This window comes from Pseudomonas sp. DF11 (genome assembly GCF_058148565.1).
Window position 1 is genome coordinate 1 of sequence record NZ_JBYVYN010000011.1, and the last position, 18,798, is coordinate 18,798.

The window sequence follows — 18,798 nt, forward strand, 5'->3', positions numbered from 1 at the left end:
TTGATACCGCCGACGCTCAAGGTTTGCACACCGTCCAACGCGGTGACGGTGAAGGTGCCGCTCTGGGTCAGCGCCGGTGCGTCCGGGCTGCTGCCGTCGCTGAGGTTTTTCTCCTGGACCGTCAGCTCACCGCCCTCAGTGTCGAGGCCGGTGATGATCACCGGATCGTCATTGTTGTGCACTTGCAGCACCAGGTTCGCGGTACTGGTGTCGCCATCGGCATCGGTCAGGGTGTAGGTGAAGGTTTCGCTGCCATTGCCGCCGCCATGCAAACCTTTGAAATCGGCATCGGCGGTGTTGAGGGTGTAGGTATAGGAGCCGTCAGCGTTGAGCACCAGGGTGCCGTAGGTGCCGGTGAAAGTGCCGGGTGTGATCGGACCGGAGGCCACATGGTCGGCACCCTGGGTGTCGTTGGTCAGCACGCTGCCGGTCAGGGTCAGGTTGGTTTCCGAGGCGGTACTGGCGTTGCTGTCGTCCACGGCTTTTGGCAGGTCGTCGACGATATTCACGTCGAGGTTGCCGTTGGCGGTGGTGCCGTTGTCGTCGGTGACAACCACGGCAAATTGCTCGCTCAGGCTGTTGGCGCCGTTGGCGTTTGGATGGGCTTCATTGTCCAGCAGCGTGTAGCTGTAGCTGACCACGCCTGTGGTGGCGTTGTAGCCGGTGATGGTCAGGGTGTTGCCCAGCGCGGTGGTAATCGATTGTGGGAAACCGGCTGCCACACCGCCGGTGACGACGTTGATGCCGCCGACGCTCAGTGTTTGAACACCGTCCAACGCGGTGACGGTGAAGGTGCCGCTTTGGGTCAGGGCCGGTGCGTCCGGGCTGCTGCCGTCGCCAAGATTTTTCTCCTGGATCGTCAGCTCACCGCCTTCGGTGTCGAGGCCGGTGATGATCACCGGATCGTCATTGTTGTGCACTTGCAGCACCAGGTTCGCAGTACTGGTGTCACCGTCGGCATCGGTCAGGGTATAGGTGAATGTCTCAGTGCCGCTTCCCCCGCCGTGCAATGCGACGAATTGCGGGTCGCTGGTGTTCAGGGTGTAGGTGTATGTGCCATTGGGATTGAGCACGAGGGTGCCGTAGGTGCCGGTGAACGTCCCGCCAATGATCGGTCCGCTATCGGGGCCGATGGGGATCCGGTCGGCGCCCTGGTGATCGTTGGTCAATACGTTACCCGTGAGGGTGACCAGGGTTTCCGAGGCCGTGTTGGCGTGGCTGTCGTCGATCGCCTGGGGCACGTCGTCAGTGATATTGACGTCCAGGGTCCCGGTGGCGGTATCGCCATCGGAATCGACGGCCACGACCGGGAACTGCTCGGTGATGTTGTTGGCGCCGCCACCGGCAGGATGGGTTTCATTGTCCGTCAGGGTGTAGGTGTAGCTGACCACGCCGGTAGTCGGGTTGTAGCCGGTGATGGTCAAGGTGTTGCCCAGCGGCGAGGTGATGGTTTGAGGAAAGCCTGCGGGCACACCGCCAGCAATCACGCTGACGCCACCGATGCTCAGGCTGCTCAGCCCATCGGGGGCAGAAACCGTGAAGGTACCGCTTTGCACCAGCGCACCCGGGTTGCTCGCCGAACCATCGGCCAGATTGGCCTCGTTGGTGGTCAGCTCGCCGCCCTCGACATTGACCCCGTCGAGGGTCACAGGGTTATCCGGCGTTTCAGGGGTGACCGGCGGCACGGTGGCATCGTCGCCCGTGTTATCCGGATCACCGGCCAGGCGCAGTTGTGGGAACTCGGGAATCCCGTTGAACCCGGCCGTCGGGAAACCGATCTGCGGATCGACCTCCCCGCCGACTTCTTCCAGCAGCACAAAACTGTGCCCGCCACCCACGCCCCCCGGGTTGCCACCCTCGGGGCCCGCGGCCGTGGCCTCACCGGTCTGGGTCGGGTCGGCACCGGCGGCGATGGCTTGCTGCAGTTTTTGCACATCGGTCAGTTGCGCGTTACTCGGTGTCAGCGCTTCAGCCGTGTCGACATGGGGCGCGTGGTTGGCGAGCAGCTGTGGGGTGAGGGTCAGGTTGCTTCCGCGTCCCAGGGTCAATTCCTGGCCATTTTGCAGATGCACCGCCACGGCCCCTTCGCCCCCGGTGATCAGGTGTTCACCGGCATAGAGCCGATCGCCTTCGACCAGAGGCCGCCGCAGGCCGCCGGCCGCTTCTGCGAAAACCTGCCCGACCACTTTACTGACGATACCGATGAGCGCTGCCATGTGCATTTCCTCCGTTGCCGACCGCAATCGGCACCTGTCTGGGTGAAGAATCCGTCCTCAGATTGGCGACCAGGAAAGCTGGAAAATCTGCCAGCTTTCGTGAAAGCAGAAGGTGCTGGCAATTAGCCAAAACGACAGAAAACCGTCACTTAAAATTGCCTTCCTCATCGCCCTTTCGGCACTTCTTCACATCGCTTAAAAATCTGCATGGAACTTTTATTGACGCCTAAAAGCCGTCAGAACCCGCTAATTCAAAGGCTTTCGCTTTGAACAATGTGCTGGATTTTTTCAAGCACATAAGTTTTTTTCGGCATAAGGGTTATGAGAAATTCTTCTTAGGTTTTGCGCAGGATGTTCTTAGCTGTGTTGTTACAAGGTTGAAACGGTTTTGATCTTAAATACGTCAATATTTTGGCGACAGCGAAGTACTACAGACCTCAGGAGATGCACCCCATGCGCGTTCTAACCCCCCTCTGCAGCGCGGTTTTGCTGGCCATGGCCTGCTCTTCTCAGGCGCAGGCCATGTCCTTGACCGAAGCGATCCAGAGCACCATCGCTACCCACCCGGAGCTGGCACAACGGGTGGACAGCCGTCTGTCGGCCAATGAAGACGTCAAGGTCGCCAGGGGGGGCTTTTTCCCGTCGGTGGATCTCAATGCCGGTTACGGTCGAGGCTACAGCGACAACACCAACACCCGGGCATTGGGCAACCACCACACCAATATCCTGACCTACACCCAGTCAGAGCTGCGCCTGCGGCAGATGATCTTCGACGGGTTCAACACCGCCAATGAAGTGGAACGTACCCAGGGCGTGGTCAACTCGCGGGCCTATTACGCCCAAGGCACCGCCCAGGATCTGGCGCTGCGTACCATCGAGGTCTACCTGGAAGTGCTCAAGCGTCGCGAACTGGTGACCCTGGCCAAGAACAACCTGCAAGCGCACCTGCGGGTCAACGACCAGATCGGCCTGCGCACGCAACGCGGGGTGGGCAGCACCGCCGACTCCGACCAGTCCAATGCCCGCCGGGCCCTGGCGGAAAACAACTACGACACCGCCCAGGTGGACCTGGCCGACGCCGAGGCGAATTTCTACAGCGTGGTCGGGCGCATGCCCGATGAGTTGGAAATGCCGCCTTCGACCAAAGGCGAAATCCCCGCCGACCTGCGCGAAGCCCAGCAAAGCATGGTGGATAACAACCCGTACCTGAAATCGGCCCAGGCCGACATACAGTCCGCCGAAAGCCAGTACGAAGTGGCGAAGTCGCCGTTCTACCCCCGTTTCGACGCCGAGGCGGCGGTGGGTGCCAATAACAACATCGGTGGCGAAGAAGGCCATGACAACAACTGGCGGGTCGGCGTGGTGATGAACTACAACCTGTTCCGCGGTGGCAGCGACAAGGCGCGGCTGGCCTCCAACGCCCACCAGATCAACCAGGCCATGGACATCCGCAACAATGCCCTGCGCCAACTCAACGAAGACACGCGCCTGGCCTGGAACGCGATGCTCAACGCTCGCAAACAGACGCCCACCGCCCGCGAATACGCCGACACCACCGCCCGTGTACGCGCCGCCTACCAGGATCAGTTCGGTCTCGGTCAGCGCACCCTGCTCGACCTGCTCGACAGCGAAAACGAGCTGTACAACGCCAACCGTCGCTACACCGAGGTGCGTTACACCGAGGAGTACTCGATGTACCGGGTGCTGGCGAATATGGGCCTGCTGTTGCACAAGCAACGGATCGTGCTGCCAGCCGATGCGGTCGCGCAGACCGAAGTCAAGAACCAGGCGCGGCTGCCGGAACTGAAGTAGTCCCCAGGGGAGCGATCAATGTGACCAGCATGGAACCTGCAATCCCCGGCGCTGATCCGCGGCTGAATTTCGATGATCCCTTGCTGGACGGCCTGTTGATCCTCTGCAAACTCCATGGCGCGACGGTCAGCCGCGCCAGCCTCAGCGCCGGGCTTCCTATGGCGCACCAACGCTTGAGCCTGGACCTGCTGCCGCGCGCAGCGGCCCGGGCGAGCTTGCAGGCGCGACTGTTGCGTCGTGAGCTGGTGGATATCTCGCCCCTGAACCTGCCGGTGATGCTGGTCCTGGTGGGCGGCCGCTGTGCGGTATTGCGGCGCTGGGGTGAGGATGGCAAGGCGCTGATCCTGCCCAGCGAAGCCGACGGCGGCGAACAATGGGTCAGTCGCGAGGAACTGACCGCCGATTACAGTGGCCAGGCCTTGTTCGCCCGGCCGCGCCATGAACTCGAGGACCTGCGCTCGCCTTTGGTGCCGCGGGTCGAGGCGTGGTTTCGCGACACCTTGAAACTGTCGCGCTGGCTGTACAGCGACGCGATCCTGGCGAGTTTCCTGATCAACCTGCTGGGCCTGATGGTGCCGCTGTTCGTCATGCAGACCTACGATCGCGTGGTGCCGAACCAGGCCACGTCGACCTTGTGGGTGCTGGCCGTGGGGCTGCTGATCGGCACCGGTTTCGAACTGGTGTTGCGGGTGGTGCGAGCCCATCTGCTGGACACTGCCGGCAAGAAAACCGACGTGGTTCTTTCCGCCACCCTGTTCGAGCGCATCACCGGCATGGCGATGAAGGCCAAGCCAGTGACCATCGGCGGCTTCGCCCAGAGCATCCATGACTTCCAGGGCCTGCGGGAGTTTCTCACCGCCGTGACCCTCACCAGCCTGATCGACCTGCCCTTCGCCCTGTTGATGCTGTTGGTGATCGGCCTGCTCGGTGGCTGGCTGGTGGTGATCCCGGTGGTGGCGTTTCCCATCACCATTGTCTTCGCGATGATCATCCAGGTGCGCCTGCGCGACACCGTGCAAAAAAGCCTGGCCCTGGGTGCCCAGCGCCAAGCCTTGTTGATTGAAACCCTCGGCGGCCTGGAAACCCTCAAGGCCTGCAGCGCCGAGAGCGAGCGCCAGCATCAGTGGGAAAGCACCCACGGCGCCCTCACCCGCCTGGACAGCCATGCGCGCAACCTTTCGGCATTGGCGACCAACGGCACGTTGTTCCTGCAACAACTGGCCGGCATGGCGACCATCGTCGCCGGGGTCTACAGCATCATCGCCGGCAACCTCAGCGTCGGCGCGCTGGTGGCGACTTACATGCTCGGCAGTCGGGTCTTGGCGCCGCTGGGGCAGATTGCCGGGCTGATCACCCGCTACCAGCAGGCCCAACTCACCATGCGCAGCACCGATGCACTGATGGCGCTGCCCCAGGAACGGGACGCCAAGCAGCGGCCATTGGATCGCACCCAATTGCAGGGCGCGCTGGACGTCAACGGTGTGACCTTTCATTACAACGGCCAGAGCTCCCCCGCGCTGGCCAATATCAGTTTCAGCCTCAAGCCCGGCGAACGGGTCGGGATCATCGGTCGCAGCGGTTCGGGCAAGAGCACCCTGGCGCGCCTGGTGATGGGTTTCTACGCACCGGAGGAAGGTCAGTTGCTGCTCGATGGTCTGGATCTGCGGCAACTGGACGTCGCCGACCTGCGCCAACAGATCGGCTATGTCGCCCATGACCTGCCATTGCTGGCCGGCAGCCTGCGGGACAATCTCACCCTGGGCGCCCGTTACATCAGCGATGCGCGCATGCTGGAAGTGGCGGAACTGACCGGCGTCACCGAACTGGCCCGCCAACACCCCCAAGGCTTCGACCGCCCGGTGGGTGAACGCGGGCAGTTGCTTTCCGGAGGCCAGCGCCAGGCCGTGCTGCTGGCCCGGGCCTTGTTGCTCGACCCGCCGATCCTGTTGCTGGACGAACCCACCAGCGCCATGGACAACAGCAGCGAAGACGCCTTGCGACAAAAGCTCCATACCCACGTACAGGGCAAGACCGTGCTGCTGGTCACTCACCGCACCTCGATGCTGAGCCTGGTGGACCGGTTGGTGGTGCTGGATAACGGCCGGATCGTGGCGGATGGGCCGAAGGACGCGGTGATCGATGCGCTGCGCAAGGGACGGGTGGGGTCTGCGGCGGTATAGATGCCAACACATATCCCTTGTGGCGAGGGGATTTAGCGAAACGTCGCACCGCCCCGCTGGGCTGCGAAGCAGCCCTAAAACCAGGCACCTCGGTGTGCCAGACAGATTGGGTCAGCTGTCTTGGGGCTGCTTCGCAGCCCAGCGGGGATAAATCCCCTCGCCACAAAAGCCGCACCAACCTTAGTTATTTAACCAACGGGTACCGCCCCATGTCTGCTCAAACACCGGATTCAGCCGCCCGAAGCTACTTCGGCAGTTTCAGCAAAAGCGCCGAAAGCGAGTTCATGGCGGAAACCGCCGGCGCCACGTTGCAGGACTCGCCGCGCCGCTCGCGGGTCACCGTGTGGCTGGCCGCCGGCTTGATCGTCACCGGGCTGGTCTGGGCCAAACTGGCGGTCTTGCAGGAAGTCACCACAGGCGAAGGCAAGGCGATTCCGTCGAGCAAGGTCCAGGTGATCCAGAACCTGGAGGGCGGCATCGTCACCGAGATTTTCGTCCGCGAAGGGCAGATGGTGAACAAAGGCGACACCCTGCTGCGCCTGGACGACACGCGCTATCTGTCGAACAAGGGCGAGAGCGAGGCCGACCGCTATGCCTTGACCGCCCAGGTCGAACGCCTGTCGGCCGAGGCTGAAGGGCGGCCATTCGCACTCTCGGCAGAGATAACCGCCAAGGCCCCGCAAGTGGCCGAGGATGAACGCTCGCTGTACGAACAACGCCAGCGTCGCCTGGCCAGCGAGCAACGGACCCTGACCGAACAACTGCGGCAGAAGACCCAGGAACTGGCGGAGTTTCGCTCCAAGCAAGGCCAGTTCAGCTCCGCCCTGGCCTTGCTGCAAGAAGAAATGAACATGTCCGCACCGCTGGTGCGCACCGGGGCAGTGTCGCCAGTGGAGATCCTGCGACTCAAGCGCAGTGCGGTGGAAATCCGCGGCTCACTCAACGCCACCACTTTGGCGATTCCCCGGGCCGAATCGGCGATCAATGAAATCAAGAGCAAGATCGACGAATCGGAACAGACCTTCCGCTCCGAAGCGGCCAAGGACCTCAACGAGAAACGCACCGAACTGTCGAAAATCACCGCCTCGAGCATCGCCATCGATGACCGCGTGACCCGCACCACCGTGGTCTCGCCGGTGCATGGGGTGATCAAGCAACTGAAGGTCAACACCATTGGCGGCGTGGTACAGCCGGGCAACGACATGCTGGAAATCGTGCCCCTGGAAGACAACCTGCTGATCGAAGCCAAGGTTCGCCCCCAGGACGTGGCGTTCCTGCACCCGGGCCAGAAGGCCATGGTCAAGTTCAGCGCCTACGACTACACCATCTATGGCGGGCTGAGCGCCAAGCTCGAACTGATCGGCGCCGACACCATCACCGACGACAAGGGCAACAGCTTCTACCTGATCCAGGTGCGCACCGATAAAAACCATTTGGGCGGCGATGCCAAACCGCTGCTGATCATTCCGGGGATGGTGGCTACGGTGGATATCATCACTGGGGAGAAGAGTGTGTTGGATTACTTGCTCAAGCCGGTGTTGAAGGCGCGGACCGAGGCGATGCGTGAGCGGTAGCCCCTGAGCTGAGACTTTCATTGATTGTTCTACCACTATCGCGAGCAGGCTCGCTCCCACAGTTGATCTCCAGTGCATGCACAAATCTGCTAACACCACAGATCCAATGTGGGAGCGAGCCTGCTCGCGATGAGGCCAGCACAGTCACGACCTATTCTCAGCATGGTTACGCTGGAAGGTCTCTTCCCCCATCGCCACAATCTGCCCCTCGATCAGCGCCTCGAACGGCCGCAACAACGGCTCGAAGCTGGCCGGCGCTTCAAGGGTCTGCAACGCCTGGGCAATCGCCTCCACCGTCGACAACGCCCCCGGCCCCGGTGCCTTGCGCAAGCGATAACGGGACACGCCACCTTCGGCCAGGGTCACCCTCGGCAGCGCCGCCAGCAGCGGGTTGAGGTGCAGCAGCTTGCGCGCCTTGCGCCAGGTGCCATCGGGCACGACCAACAGCAGCGGTTCCTCGGACGGAACATAAGCCTGCAACGGCTGCGCCTCGTCGCCGGGAAACAGCAACCGCGTCCGATAACCCGGTGGATTGAGCAACCTGGGCAAATCCTCGAACACTTCGCCCACGATCAACTCGGCATTGTTGAGCCCCAGCGCCGCCAGCCTGGCCGTGTTCAAGGCATGGTTCACTTCGCTGGGATGCTGCAACAGCAAGACCCGGGTGCGGCTGTCGAGGCTGGGGATCAGCGGGCACAGGCAATGGCTTTGCGGTCGTTGGCAGCGCGGGCATTGAGTTCTGGACATGGTCAGGCCTGATTCAGTTGAGCTTTGAGCAAATCACGGAATGTCTGGATCAGCGGTTCGCGGCTGCGACCACGACGCACGATCATCGAAAACGGCGCCTGATAACCGAAGGTCGCCGGCAGCAGCACGCGCAAATCGCCCTTGTCGACCCAAGCCTGGGCATAGTGCTCAGGCAGGTAACCGACGTAGGCACCGGACAACACCAGGATCAACTGCGCCTCCATGCTCTCCACCGTCGCCGCGCTGTGCTTGAAACCATGGCGGGCCAGTTCGGCCTGGCTCCAGTAACCGCGCCCGACCATGCGTTGCTGGGTGATGACTTGCTCGGGGATGCGCCGCTCGTTGAACAACGGATGGCGGTTACTGCAGTACAACCAATGTTGCTCGCGGTACAGCGGCATGTAGACCAGCCCGCTCATGCGCGTGGAAAACGCACCGATGGCCAGGTCCAGACGGTTGTCCTGCACGCCGAGTTGCAGCTCGTAAGGGCTCATGACCGACAGGTGCAAATGCACCGCCGGATGCTCCTGGCTGTAGGCGCCGATGGCTTCGGCGAACGGCAAGGCCTTGTCGCTGACGGTGGAATCGATCACCCCCAGGTTCAACGTGCCGCGCAGTTCACCCTTGAGCGCGGCGGCGTACTGCTCGAACCCTTCGAGTTCGCCCAGCAGACGCAGGGTTTCCTGATGGAACAACTCGCCCTTGCTGGTCAGGCTGAACCCGCCTCGGCCACGATGACACAGCACCAGGCCCAGGGCCGATTCGAGTTGGCTCATGTAGGTGCTGATGGCCGACGTGGAGAGGTTGAGTTCGTGCTGGGCATTGGCGAACCCCTGGTGCCGGACCACGCTGACGAAGATGCGCAGCAGTTTAAGGTCGGGTAGAGCGTTGGCCATCGAGCCTCTCCATACTGGGATCACTGCAAACATTTGTGGCGAGGGGATTTATCCCCGCTGGGGCGCGAAGCGGCCCTAAACCCTGACACCTCGGTGTGCCAGACAGATTGAGTTGACTGTGTCGGGGCTGCTCCGCAGCCCCGCGGGGCGGTGCGACGTTTCGCTAAATCCCCTCGCCACAGGGGGCATCCTGTCCTCCAGGACAGCACTGCTGCGAAGTCTATCGCCCCACCGCGCATTAGTTTAGAAAAATCTGAACTAAGTATTTGCCCCTGGCGATTCTTCCCCTCCCAGGCTTTTCGCAGAATCGGCCCCTGATAAATACAACGATGAGGCCCTACCCGTGGACAAGATTCTTCACCAACCACTGGGCGGCAATGAAATGCCGCGCTTCGGCGGCATCGCCACCATGATGCGACTCCCCCATTTGCAAACCGCCGCCGGCCTGGACGCAGCCTTCGTCGGCGTGCCGCTGGACATCGGCACCTCCCTGCGCGCCGGCACCCGTTTCGGGCCGCGGGAGATCCGCGCCGAATCCGTGATGATCCGCCCCTACAACATGGCCACTGGTGCGGCGCCGTTCGACTCGCTGTCGGTGGCCGACATCGGTGACGTGCCGATCAACACCTTCAACCTGCTGGATGCGGTGCGGATCATCGAGGAGTCGTACCACAAGATCCTCGAACATAACGTCATTCCCCTGACCCTGGGCGGCGACCACACCATCACCCTGCCGATCCTGCGGGCGATCCACAAGAAACACGGCAAGGTCGGCCTGGTGCACATCGACGCTCACGCCGATGTGAACGACCACATGTTCGGCGAGAAAATCGCCCACGGCACCACCTTCCGCCGCGCCGTGGAGGAAGGCCTGCTCGATTGCGACCGCGTGGTCCAGATCGGCCTGCGGGCCCAGGGCTATACCGCCGATGATTTCAACTGGAGCCGTAACCAGGGCTTTCGTGTGGTCCAGGCCGAAGAGTGCTGGCACAAATCCCTCGCCCCGCTGATGGCTGAAGTGCGCGAGAAAGTCGGCGGCGGCCCGGTGTACCTGAGCTTCGACATCGACGGCATCGACCCGGCCTGGGCCCCTGGCACCGGCACCCCGGAAATCGGCGGCCTGACCACCATCCAGGCAATCGAAATCGTCCGTGGCTGCCAGGGCCTCGACCTGGTCGGTTGCGATCTGGTAGAAGTCTCGCCACCGTACGACACCACCGGCAACACCTCGCTGTTGGGCGCCAACCTGCTGTACGAGATGCTCTGCGTACTGCCCGGCGTGGTTCATCGCTGAGGTGCGCCCATGAACGAACAGGATCAAGTGCTCAAGGCCGCCGCACAACTGGTGTCGGCCTTCGCCCGCAATGACCGCGACGCCTATTTCGGCGCGTTCACGGCGGATGCGAGTTTCGTGTTCCACACCCTCGAACAGCCCCTGCTGTCACGCGATGCCTACCAGGCGTTGTGGGACCGCTGGCGCTCCGAGGATGGCTTCGAGGTGCTCTCCTGCACCTCAAGCAACGCCATCGTCAGCCTGCAAGGGGACGTGGCGGTTTTCATCCATGACGTGGCCACCGAGCTGCGCATGCAAGGGGAGCTTCACTTTAGCCAGGAGCGCGAAACCATTGTGTTTCGCCAAGAACAACAAGGCCGATGGCTGGCCTGTCACGAACATTTGTCCGCAATGCCGGAAGGGCTGCCAACCCCTTAGCCAAACAGGCGACGCTCGCACTCGATGAGCGCGCCTTTATGATCGGAGCAGGTCATGAATAACAATAACGACAACAGCCTTACGCAAATCGAAACCTTCGGGGTCGAACAGATCCCGGACCACGAACGCACCGCCGGCCCAAGCGATCTGTTTCGCCTGATCTTCGGCGGCGCCAATACCTTTGCCACCGCCGTGCTCGGCAGTTTCCCGGTGCTGTTCGGCCTGTCGTTCCAGGCTGGGGTCTGGGCGATTGTGCTGGGGGTGTTGGTGGGTTCGATCATCCTCGCGCCGATGGGCCTGTTCGGCCCGCTCAACGGCACCAACAACGCGGTGTCTTCCGGTGCGCACTTCGGCGTGCACGGGCGGATCGTCGGCTCGTTCCTGTCACTGTTGACCGCCATCGCGTTCTTTTCGCTGTCGGTATGGAGTTCCGGAGACGCATTGATCGGCGGCGCCAAGCGGTTGATCGGCGTGCCGGAAACCGATCTGAGCCTGGGCCTGGCCTATGGCCTGTTCGCCTTGCTGGTCTTGACCGTGTGCATCTACGGCTTTCGCTTCATGCTGTGGGTCAACCGCATCGCCGTGTGGGCCGCCAGCCTGTTGTTCCTGCTGGGCATCGTGGCCTTCGCGCCGACCTTCGACAGCCAGTTCGCCGGCACCGTCAGCCTCGGCCAGCCGGGCTTCTACGCGGCCTTCATCGGCGCGGCGCTGGTGGCCATGAGCAACCCGATTTCCTTCGGTGCATTCCTCGGTGACTGGTCGCGCTACATCCCACGCAACACGCCCAAGCGCCGCATCATGCTGGCGGTTGTCGCCGCGCAACTGGCGACGCTGATCCCGTTCCTGTTCGGCCTCGCCACCGCCACCATCGTGGCGATCAAGGCGCCGGACTACATCGCGGCCAACAACTACGTGGGCGGCCTGCTGGCGGTCTCGCCGAGCTGGTTCTTCCTGCCGGTGTGCCTGATCGCGGTGATCGGCGGCATGTCCACCGGCACCACGTCGCTGTATGGCACCGGCCTGGACATGTCCAGCGTGTTTCCACGGGTGCTGTCGCGGGTCAAGGCGACACTGCTGATCGGCGTGCTGTCGATTGCCTTCATCTTCATCGGCCGCTTCGCCGCGAACCTGGTGCAAAGCGTATCTACCTTCGCCGTACTGATCATCACCTGCACCACACCGTGGATGGTGATCATGATCATCGGCCTGCTGGTACGCCGCGGCTTCTACTGCCCGGATGACCTGCAAGTGTTCACCCGCGGCGAAACCGGCGGGCGCTACTGGTTCAGCCACGGCTGGAACTGGCGCGGCCTGGGGGCATGGATCCCCAGCGCACTGGTGGGGTTGTGCTTCGTCAACCTGCCGGGGCAGTTCGTCGGGCCATTGGGCGAACTGGCCGGCGGGATCGACATCAGCCTGCCAGTGACCCTGGGCCTGGCTTCGGTGGTGTACCTGACGTTGCTGGGGCTGTTTCCAGAGCCGGCGGCGGTGTATGGGCCGGATGATCTGCGCAGCAAAAGCCAGCCGAGCACTGCACCTGTGGCGAGGGGATTTATCCCCGCTGGAGCGCGCAGCGCTCCCAAGCCCTGACACCTCGGTGTGCCAGACAGATTGAGTTGACTGTTTTGGGGCTGCTTCGCAGCCCAGTGGGGCGGTGCGACGTTTCGCTAAATCCCCTCGCCACAAAGAGCAGTACGCAATATGGCCCCGGTACTAGCCGACTTCACTATAAAAAAAACAATCGGAGACACGCCATCATGGCTTTGGATTTAATCGTCGTTCTTCTCTACGCCACCGGCATGATCGCTTTGGGCTGGTATGGCATGCGCCGCGCCAAAACCCGTGACGACTACCTGGTCGCCGGGCGCAACCTCGGCCCGGGCTTTTACCTGGGCACCATGGCCGCTACCGTCCTGGGCGGCGCATCCACCATTGGCACCGTGCGCCTGGGCTATGTCTACGGCATTTCCGGGTTCTGGCTGTGCGGCGCCATCGGCCTGGGCATCGTCGGCCTGAGCCTGTTCCTCGCCAAACCGTTGCTCAAGCTCAAGATCTACACCGTGACCCAAGTGCTGGAGCGTCGCTATAACCCGGCCGCACGCCAGGCCAGTGCGCTGATCATGCTGGTTTATGCGCTGATGATCGGCGCTACCTCGACCATCGCCATTGGCACCGTGATGCAGGTGCTGTTCGGCCTGCCGTTCTGGGTGTCGATCCTGGTGGGCGGCGGCGTGGTGGTGCTGTATTCCACCATCGGTGGCATGTGGTCACTGACCCTTACCGACATCGTGCAATTCTTGATCATGACCGTTGGCCTGGTGTTCCTGCTGATGCCGATGTCCATCGTCGATGCCGGTGGCTGGGACGCCATGGTGGCCAAGCTGCCGGCCAGCTACTTCGATTTCACCGCCATCGGCTGGGACACCATCCTCACCTACTTCCTGATCTACTTCTTCGGCATCTTCATCGGCCAGGACATCTGGCAGCGGGTGTTCACTGCCCGCAGCGAAGGCGTGGCCAAAGTCGCCGGCACCGCCGCTGGCCTGTACTGCGTGCTGTATGGCCTGGCCGGCGCTTTGATCGGCATGGCGGCCAAGGTCTTGCTGCCGGACTTGGAAAACGTCAACAACGCCTTCGCCAGCGTCGTCCAGACCAGCCTGCCCAACGGCATTCGCGGGCTGGTGATCGCCGCGGCCCTGGCGGCCTTGATGTCCACCGCTGCGGCGGGCCTGCTCGCGGCGTCCACCACGGTGGTCCAGGACTTGCTGCCACGTCTGCGCCAGGGTCGTGAAAGCGGCAGTGGCGACGTTCACGAAAACCGCATCGCGACCCTGCTGATGGGGGCCGTGGTCTTGGTGATCGCCCTGGTGGTCAGCGACGTCATCAGCGCCCTGACCCTGGCCTATAACTTGTTGGTGGGCGGCATGCTGATCCCGCTGATCGGCGCCATCTACTGGAAGCGCGCCACCACTGCCGGCGCGATCACCAGCATGTCGCTGGGCTTCTTGACCGCGCTGTTCTTCATGCTCAAGGACGGTCTGGACGCGAACACGCCGATCTACTACAGCCTGAGCGTGGCGCTGGTGAGTTTTGTGCTGGTGAGTGTGTTGGCGCCGCGGCCGAGTGTGGTAACCAAGGCGGTTTGATCGAGAACTGAATCAAGCCGAACGCAGTTGTGGCGAGGGGATTTATCCCCGCTGGAGCGCGCAGCGGTCCCAAACGCTGACACCTCGGTGTGCCAGACAGATTGAATTGACTGTTTTGGGGCTGCTTCGCAGCCCAACGGGGATAAATCCCCTCGCCACAGGTCAATCCCCTCACCATGGGGGTTGCCTTGGAAATAAAAAGATCGCAGTTCCGGCCCATCTCAATGAAATGGTCCGGAACTGCGATCTCTCCAAATTCTGCGGTGTATTTACCGGCGGCGCGGTTGGCGGCGGCGTTGCTCGTCATCGGTGCGGATCGGTACCGGCTGCATCGGCGGCTCGATCAGCCCCAGCGCGACACCCAAGTCGTGAAGCCAGTTCTGGATTTTCTCTTTCATCGTGGTGCCCCCTCAGGGTGGTGCGAGCGGCAGACTTCTGTGGCCCCTTCGCACTGATAATAGTCCGATGTTCTACGCAATGCTCGTCTCAGTTTGCAATGATCTGTTACTGAATTGATCCAAATCCACCTCCCGGAGTTCAAGCCGATTGCGCCGTCGCCATGGGCACTCGCGGCCAGGCCTGTTGTTGCAATTCGATCCAGGCGTTCAGGTTGGCCCCGACCATGCCTTTGCGCCACATCAGCCAGGTGGTGGCGCTGGCAAACGGCTCGGCCAGCGGATGCACCGTCACCCGCTCGCGGCCCGGCAGGCTAGCCAGCATCGACTCGGACATCAACGCCACCCCGGACCCGGCGATTACACACGCCAGCATGCCCTGGTAAGACTCGATCTCCATTGCCCGGCCCATGGTCGCATGGTCATGGGCAAACCAGGCTTCCAAGCGCATCCGGTAGGAGCAACCACGCCGGAACGTGAACACCGCGCGGCCCTGCACATCCAGCGCGCTGCGTACCGGCGGATGATCGGCCTCGGTAATCAGCACCAACCGCTCGTCGCACAACGGCACGCCATCGAGCCCCGCCAGCTCCAGTGGACCGTCCACCAACGCTGCGTCGAGACGATTGGTGAGCAGGCCTTCGAGCAATTCGCCACTGGGCCCGGATTGCACTTGCAGGTTCACCGCCGGATACGCCCGGTGATAGGCCGCCAACAGGTCCGGCAAATGCGTCGCCGCCGTGCTGTACATCGTGCCCAATAGAAAATCCCCGGCTGGCTGCCCGCCCTGCACAGCGGCATGCGCTTCGTCGTGCAGGGCAAAAAGCTTGGCCGCATAGTCCAGCAGGACTTTTCCCGCCGGTGACAACTGCAAACGCTGACGCTCCCGCAGGAAAAGGTCCACGCCCAATTGCTCTTCAAGCTGCTTGAGCCGGGTCGAGAGGTTCGACGGCACCCGGTGCAGGCGCTCTGCGGCGCGGGTGATGGAACCTTCCTCGGCCACGGCCTGGAAAATCCGTAATTGGCTGAACTCCACGACATTCTCCAAAAAAGAACAAGTTACTCACTATTATTCATTTTTAATGAAAGTCAATCAGTCCTAGCCTGACGGTCATTCGCCCCGACACCCGGAGAACGACCATGTCACCTCTTACTCGCCTGCTCGGCAGCTTCATCGCCCTGATGATGGCCATGGGCATTGGCCGCTTCGCCCTTACACCCCAGTTACCTCATTTGATCGGCGAAGGTCAGCTCGACTTGACCGCCGCCGGTCTGATTGCCGCCGCCAACTACCTGGGTTACTTCCTCGGCGCGCTGGACGCCATGTTCGCCCGCCGCCCGGAACAGGTCCGGCGACGGTTGCTCGGCGGCCTGTGGCTGTGCGTACTGCTGACCCTGGCGTCGTTCTGGGCCTGGGGTTTCTGGCCGCACTTGGCGTTGCGCTTTGGCACCGGCGTGGCGAGCGCCTGGGTGATGGTGATGATCACCGCCCTGAGTCAACCCTTGGCTGCGACGGCGGGACGGCCACGGCTCGGCGCCTTGGTGTTTGCCGGCCCTGGGTTGGGGATTTTCCTGACCGGTTTGCTTGCCCTGGGCTCGAACCTGTTGGGCCAGACCTCCGCGACCCTGTGGCTGGTGTATGCCGGCGTGGCATTGGCGATGCTGCTGGTGATTCTGCCGATCCTGCCGCAACCCGCCGCAGCCGCGACCGTTGCCGCGCCAGTCAGCGCCTCACCGAACCGTGGCATCGCTCGACTTGGCGTGGTGTACGCCCTGTACGGCGTGGGCTACATCATCCCGGCGACGTTCCTGTCGCAGATGGCCTCGGCGCAGTTCCATGGGCAATGGCAGGCCGACCTGTTCTGGCCCTGCTTCGGCCTGGCCGCCGCCACTGGCGTGTTGCTGGTCAGCTTGCGTCGCCCCAGCCCGAACACCACCGGTCGTTGGCTGATCGGTACGCTCTGGCTGCAAGCCGCCGGGGTGTTCGCCTGCCTGCTGGGCAGCGGCCCGGGGCTGGCGCTGGGGGTGATCCTGTGTGGCGCACCGTTCCTGGCCTGCATGCAGCTGGTGATGCAGCACTCCCGGGAACTGGCGCCCCACGCCACCCAGCGCAACGCGGGCCTGTTGACCGCCTGCTTTGCCGTGGGCCAGCTCAGCGGGCCACTGCTGGCGGCGTTGAGCAGCCATTTCAGCGGCGGCCTGCAGCCGGCGCTGATCATTGCCGGCAGCGGTCTGCTGCTGGCCGGCGGGCTGTTGCTGCGGCCCGCCAACCGGGGCGCGGTGAACCCTTGCGCCCAGACTGCCCTGCGCTGATCAGGCCTGGCCGAGCGATGGGCTCAGGTGCACGGTCGTCTCGCGCCGCGCCAAGGCGAAATACAACACCCCGCCGAGGAAGCAACCGGTGAACCAGGCAAAGTTGGCCATCGGTTGCAGCAGCGGCGTGAAGGTGATCGCCACGCCCATCAGCGTCGCTGGGATCAACGCCTTGACCGCAGCCCAGTTGATACCGCCGCTGTAGTAATAGCGCCCGCTCGGCCCATCATTGAACAGTGCGTCGACGTCGATCTGCTGTTTTTTGATCAAGTAGTAATCCACCAGCAGGATCCCGAACAGCGGGCCGATGAACGCCGCCAGCACGTCCAGGGTGTAGTGGATCACTTCGGGGTTGTTGAACAGGTTCCACGGCGTGATGAAAATCGAGGCCACTGCCGCGATCATGCCGCCGGCGCGCCAACTGATCTTGCTGGGCGCGACGTTGGCGAAGTCAAAGGCCGGGGAGACGAAGTTGGCGACAATGTTGATGCCGATGGTGGCGGTCACGAAGGCAAAGGCGCCCAGCAAGACCGCCACATCGTTGTCGATGCGCGCCACGGTGGCAATCGGGTCATGGAGCATTTCGCCGAACACCGGCAAGGTCCCGGAAACAATCACCACGGTGACCAGGGAGAACGCCAGGAAATTCACCGGCAGCCCCCAGAAATTGCCTCGGCGCACGTCAGACATGCTCCGGCAGTAACGGCTGAAATCACCGAAATTCAGGGTTGGGCCGGAAAAGTACGACACCACCAAAGCCGTGGCCACGATCACCTGGCCGAACGCCTGCCAACCGGACAACGACTTCTCCGCCAAGGTGAAGCTGATATTGCTCCAACCGGCCTTCCAGACGATCCAGCCGGCCAACAGAAACATCACCGCATACACCACCGGCCCGGCCCAGTCGATGAAGCGACGGATCGACTCCATGCCTGTCCAGAACACCAGCGCCTGGACGAACCACAGGCTGAGGAAACCGAACCAGCCCAGGTAGGACAAACCGGCAAAATGCGGCGTTGCATAGACCTCCATCGCAGGAAAAAACCGCAGCACCACGATGATCAGCGCGCTGGAGGCCAGGTACGTCTGAATGCCGTACCAGGCCACGGCGATCAAGCCCCGGATGACCGCAGGAATATTCGCCCCGAACACGCCGAACGCCAGTCGACAGATCACCGGATACGGCACCGCCGCCTGCTGGCTCGGCTTGGCGACCAGGTTGGCGATCAGCTGCACGATGCAGATCCCACCGAGCAAGGCGATCAACACTTGCCAACTCGCCAGGCCCAACGCGAACAGGCTGGCGGCGAAGACATAACCGCCGACGCTGTGCACATCGCTCATCCAGAACGCGAAGATGTTGTACCAATTCCATTTCTGCGGCAGCGGGCCCAAGTCCTCGTTATAGAGGCGGGGGCTGTAGCCGTTGGGCAATTGCTCGGACATTGCGGGGCTCCTTTTGAGTACCGCCGTGCCCCCGGATCGACCTGCTCACCATACTGCGCACGGGAGCCGGCATGGTTTGTATACGCGTTACCACGCAGAATGCGTGCCATAGGCGCGAAATGTGAGACAAACCGGGGTGTGTAGCGGGAGTAAAAGGCGAGCGAGGGCAGACATGCGCCCACGAACAGGGCGCGAGTGCATGCTAAGAGTGCAGGGTTTTGTATACAGCCATAGGGTGACGCAGCTTCTGTGGTGAGGGGATTTATCCCCGCTGGGGCGCGAAGCGGCCCTAAACCCAGGCATCTCGGTATGCCGGATGGATTGAGTTGACTGTATTGGGGCTGCTACGCAGCCCAGCGGGG

Annotated in this window: 14 protein-coding genes; 8 read left to right on the top strand and 6 right to left on the bottom strand. The window is 62.6% G+C overall.

Annotated features, from left to right (window positions below):
- On the bottom strand, positions 1–2,216 hold a 2,216-nt coding region (locus tag AC30D9_RS25590), incomplete at its 3' end, for a retention module-containing protein (RefSeq protein WP_490145111.1).
- A 453-nt stretch (positions 2,217–2,669) separates the two neighbouring features.
- Between AC30D9_RS25590 and AC30D9_RS25595 the strand changes: the two genes are divergently transcribed.
- From AC30D9_RS25595 to AC30D9_RS25605, 3 genes are all read left to right on the top strand, one after another.
- Entirely contained in the window at positions 2,670–4,028 is a 1,359-nt protein-coding gene (locus AC30D9_RS25595) for a TolC family outer membrane protein (RefSeq protein WP_307571545.1), read from the top strand.
- Positions 4,029–4,048: 20 nt separating this feature from the next.
- Positions 4,049–6,208: a type I secretion system permease/ATPase gene (locus AC30D9_RS25600; protein WP_307571546.1), complete on the top strand. Its 2,160-nt coding sequence runs from the start codon at positions 4,049–4,051 to the stop codon at positions 6,206–6,208.
- 209 nt (positions 6,209–6,417) lie between these two features.
- Entirely contained in the window at positions 6,418–7,782 is a 1,365-nt protein-coding gene (locus tag AC30D9_RS25605) for an HlyD family type I secretion periplasmic adaptor subunit (protein WP_134923266.1), read from the top strand.
- 144 nt (positions 7,783–7,926) lie between these two features.
- On the opposite strand, the gene AC30D9_RS25610 is transcribed toward AC30D9_RS25605, so the two are convergent.
- Positions 7,927–8,529 carry a tRNA-uridine aminocarboxypropyltransferase gene (locus AC30D9_RS25610; RefSeq protein ID WP_307571547.1) on the bottom strand — a complete coding sequence of 201 codons (603 nt, stop codon included), beginning with the start codon at positions 8,527–8,529 and terminating at the stop codon, positions 7,927–7,929.
- 2 nt (positions 8,530–8,531) lie between these two features.
- Entirely contained in the window at positions 8,532–9,425 is an 894-nt protein-coding gene (locus AC30D9_RS25615; RefSeq protein ID WP_003184133.1) for a LysR family transcriptional regulator, read from the bottom strand.
- Between the two features lie 343 nt (positions 9,426–9,768).
- On the opposite strand from AC30D9_RS25615, the gene speB reads away from it, so the two are divergent.
- The 4 genes from speB to AC30D9_RS25635 all read left to right on the top strand — a co-directional run bounded on the left by speB (position 9,769) and on the right by AC30D9_RS25635 (position 14,282).
- Positions 9,769–10,719 (top strand): agmatinase, encoded by a 951-nt coding sequence (gene speB / locus AC30D9_RS25620; RefSeq protein ID WP_003198979.1) that lies wholly within the window; start codon positions 9,769–9,771, stop codon positions 10,717–10,719.
- A gap of 9 nt (positions 10,720–10,728) precedes the next feature.
- On the top strand, positions 10,729–11,136 hold the full coding sequence (locus tag AC30D9_RS25625) for a YybH family protein (RefSeq protein ID WP_490145112.1): 408 nt from the start codon (positions 10,729–10,731) through the stop codon (positions 11,134–11,136).
- A gap of 54 nt (positions 11,137–11,190) precedes the next feature.
- Positions 11,191–12,726: a purine-cytosine permease family protein gene (locus AC30D9_RS25630; RefSeq protein WP_490145113.1), complete on the top strand. Its 1,536-nt coding sequence runs from the start codon at positions 11,191–11,193 to the stop codon at positions 12,724–12,726.
- Positions 12,727–12,893: 167 nt separating this feature from the next.
- Entirely contained in the window at positions 12,894–14,282 is a 1,389-nt protein-coding gene (locus AC30D9_RS25635) for a sodium:solute symporter family protein (protein WP_490145114.1), read from the top strand.
- Positions 14,283–14,551: 269 nt separating this feature from the next.
- Here the strand turns inward: AC30D9_RS25635 and AC30D9_RS25640 are convergent, their stop codons facing one another.
- The gene (locus tag AC30D9_RS25640; protein ID WP_003198971.1) at positions 14,552–14,680 is read right to left on the bottom strand and encodes a PA1414 family protein; all 129 of its coding nucleotides are present in this window, start codon (positions 14,678–14,680) and stop codon (positions 14,552–14,554) included.
- Positions 14,681–14,819: 139 nt separating this feature from the next.
- Complete coding sequence (gene ptrR, locus AC30D9_RS25645) at positions 14,820–15,713, bottom strand: putrescine utilization regulator PtrR (protein ID WP_134923262.1); 894 nt, start codon at positions 15,711–15,713, stop codon at positions 14,820–14,822.
- 104 nt (positions 15,714–15,817) lie between these two features.
- On the opposite strand from ptrR, the gene AC30D9_RS25650 reads away from it, so the two are divergent.
- The gene (locus AC30D9_RS25650) at positions 15,818–16,990 is read left to right on the top strand and encodes an MFS transporter (RefSeq protein ID WP_490145115.1); all 1,173 of its coding nucleotides are present in this window, start codon (positions 15,818–15,820) and stop codon (positions 16,988–16,990) included.
- On the opposite strand, the gene AC30D9_RS25655 is transcribed toward AC30D9_RS25650, so the two are convergent.
- On the bottom strand, positions 16,991–18,436 hold the full coding sequence (locus tag AC30D9_RS25655) for an NCS1 family nucleobase:cation symporter-1 (protein ID WP_490145116.1): 1,446 nt from the start codon (positions 18,434–18,436) through the stop codon (positions 16,991–16,993).
- Between the last annotated feature and the right edge of the window lie 362 nt (positions 18,437–18,798).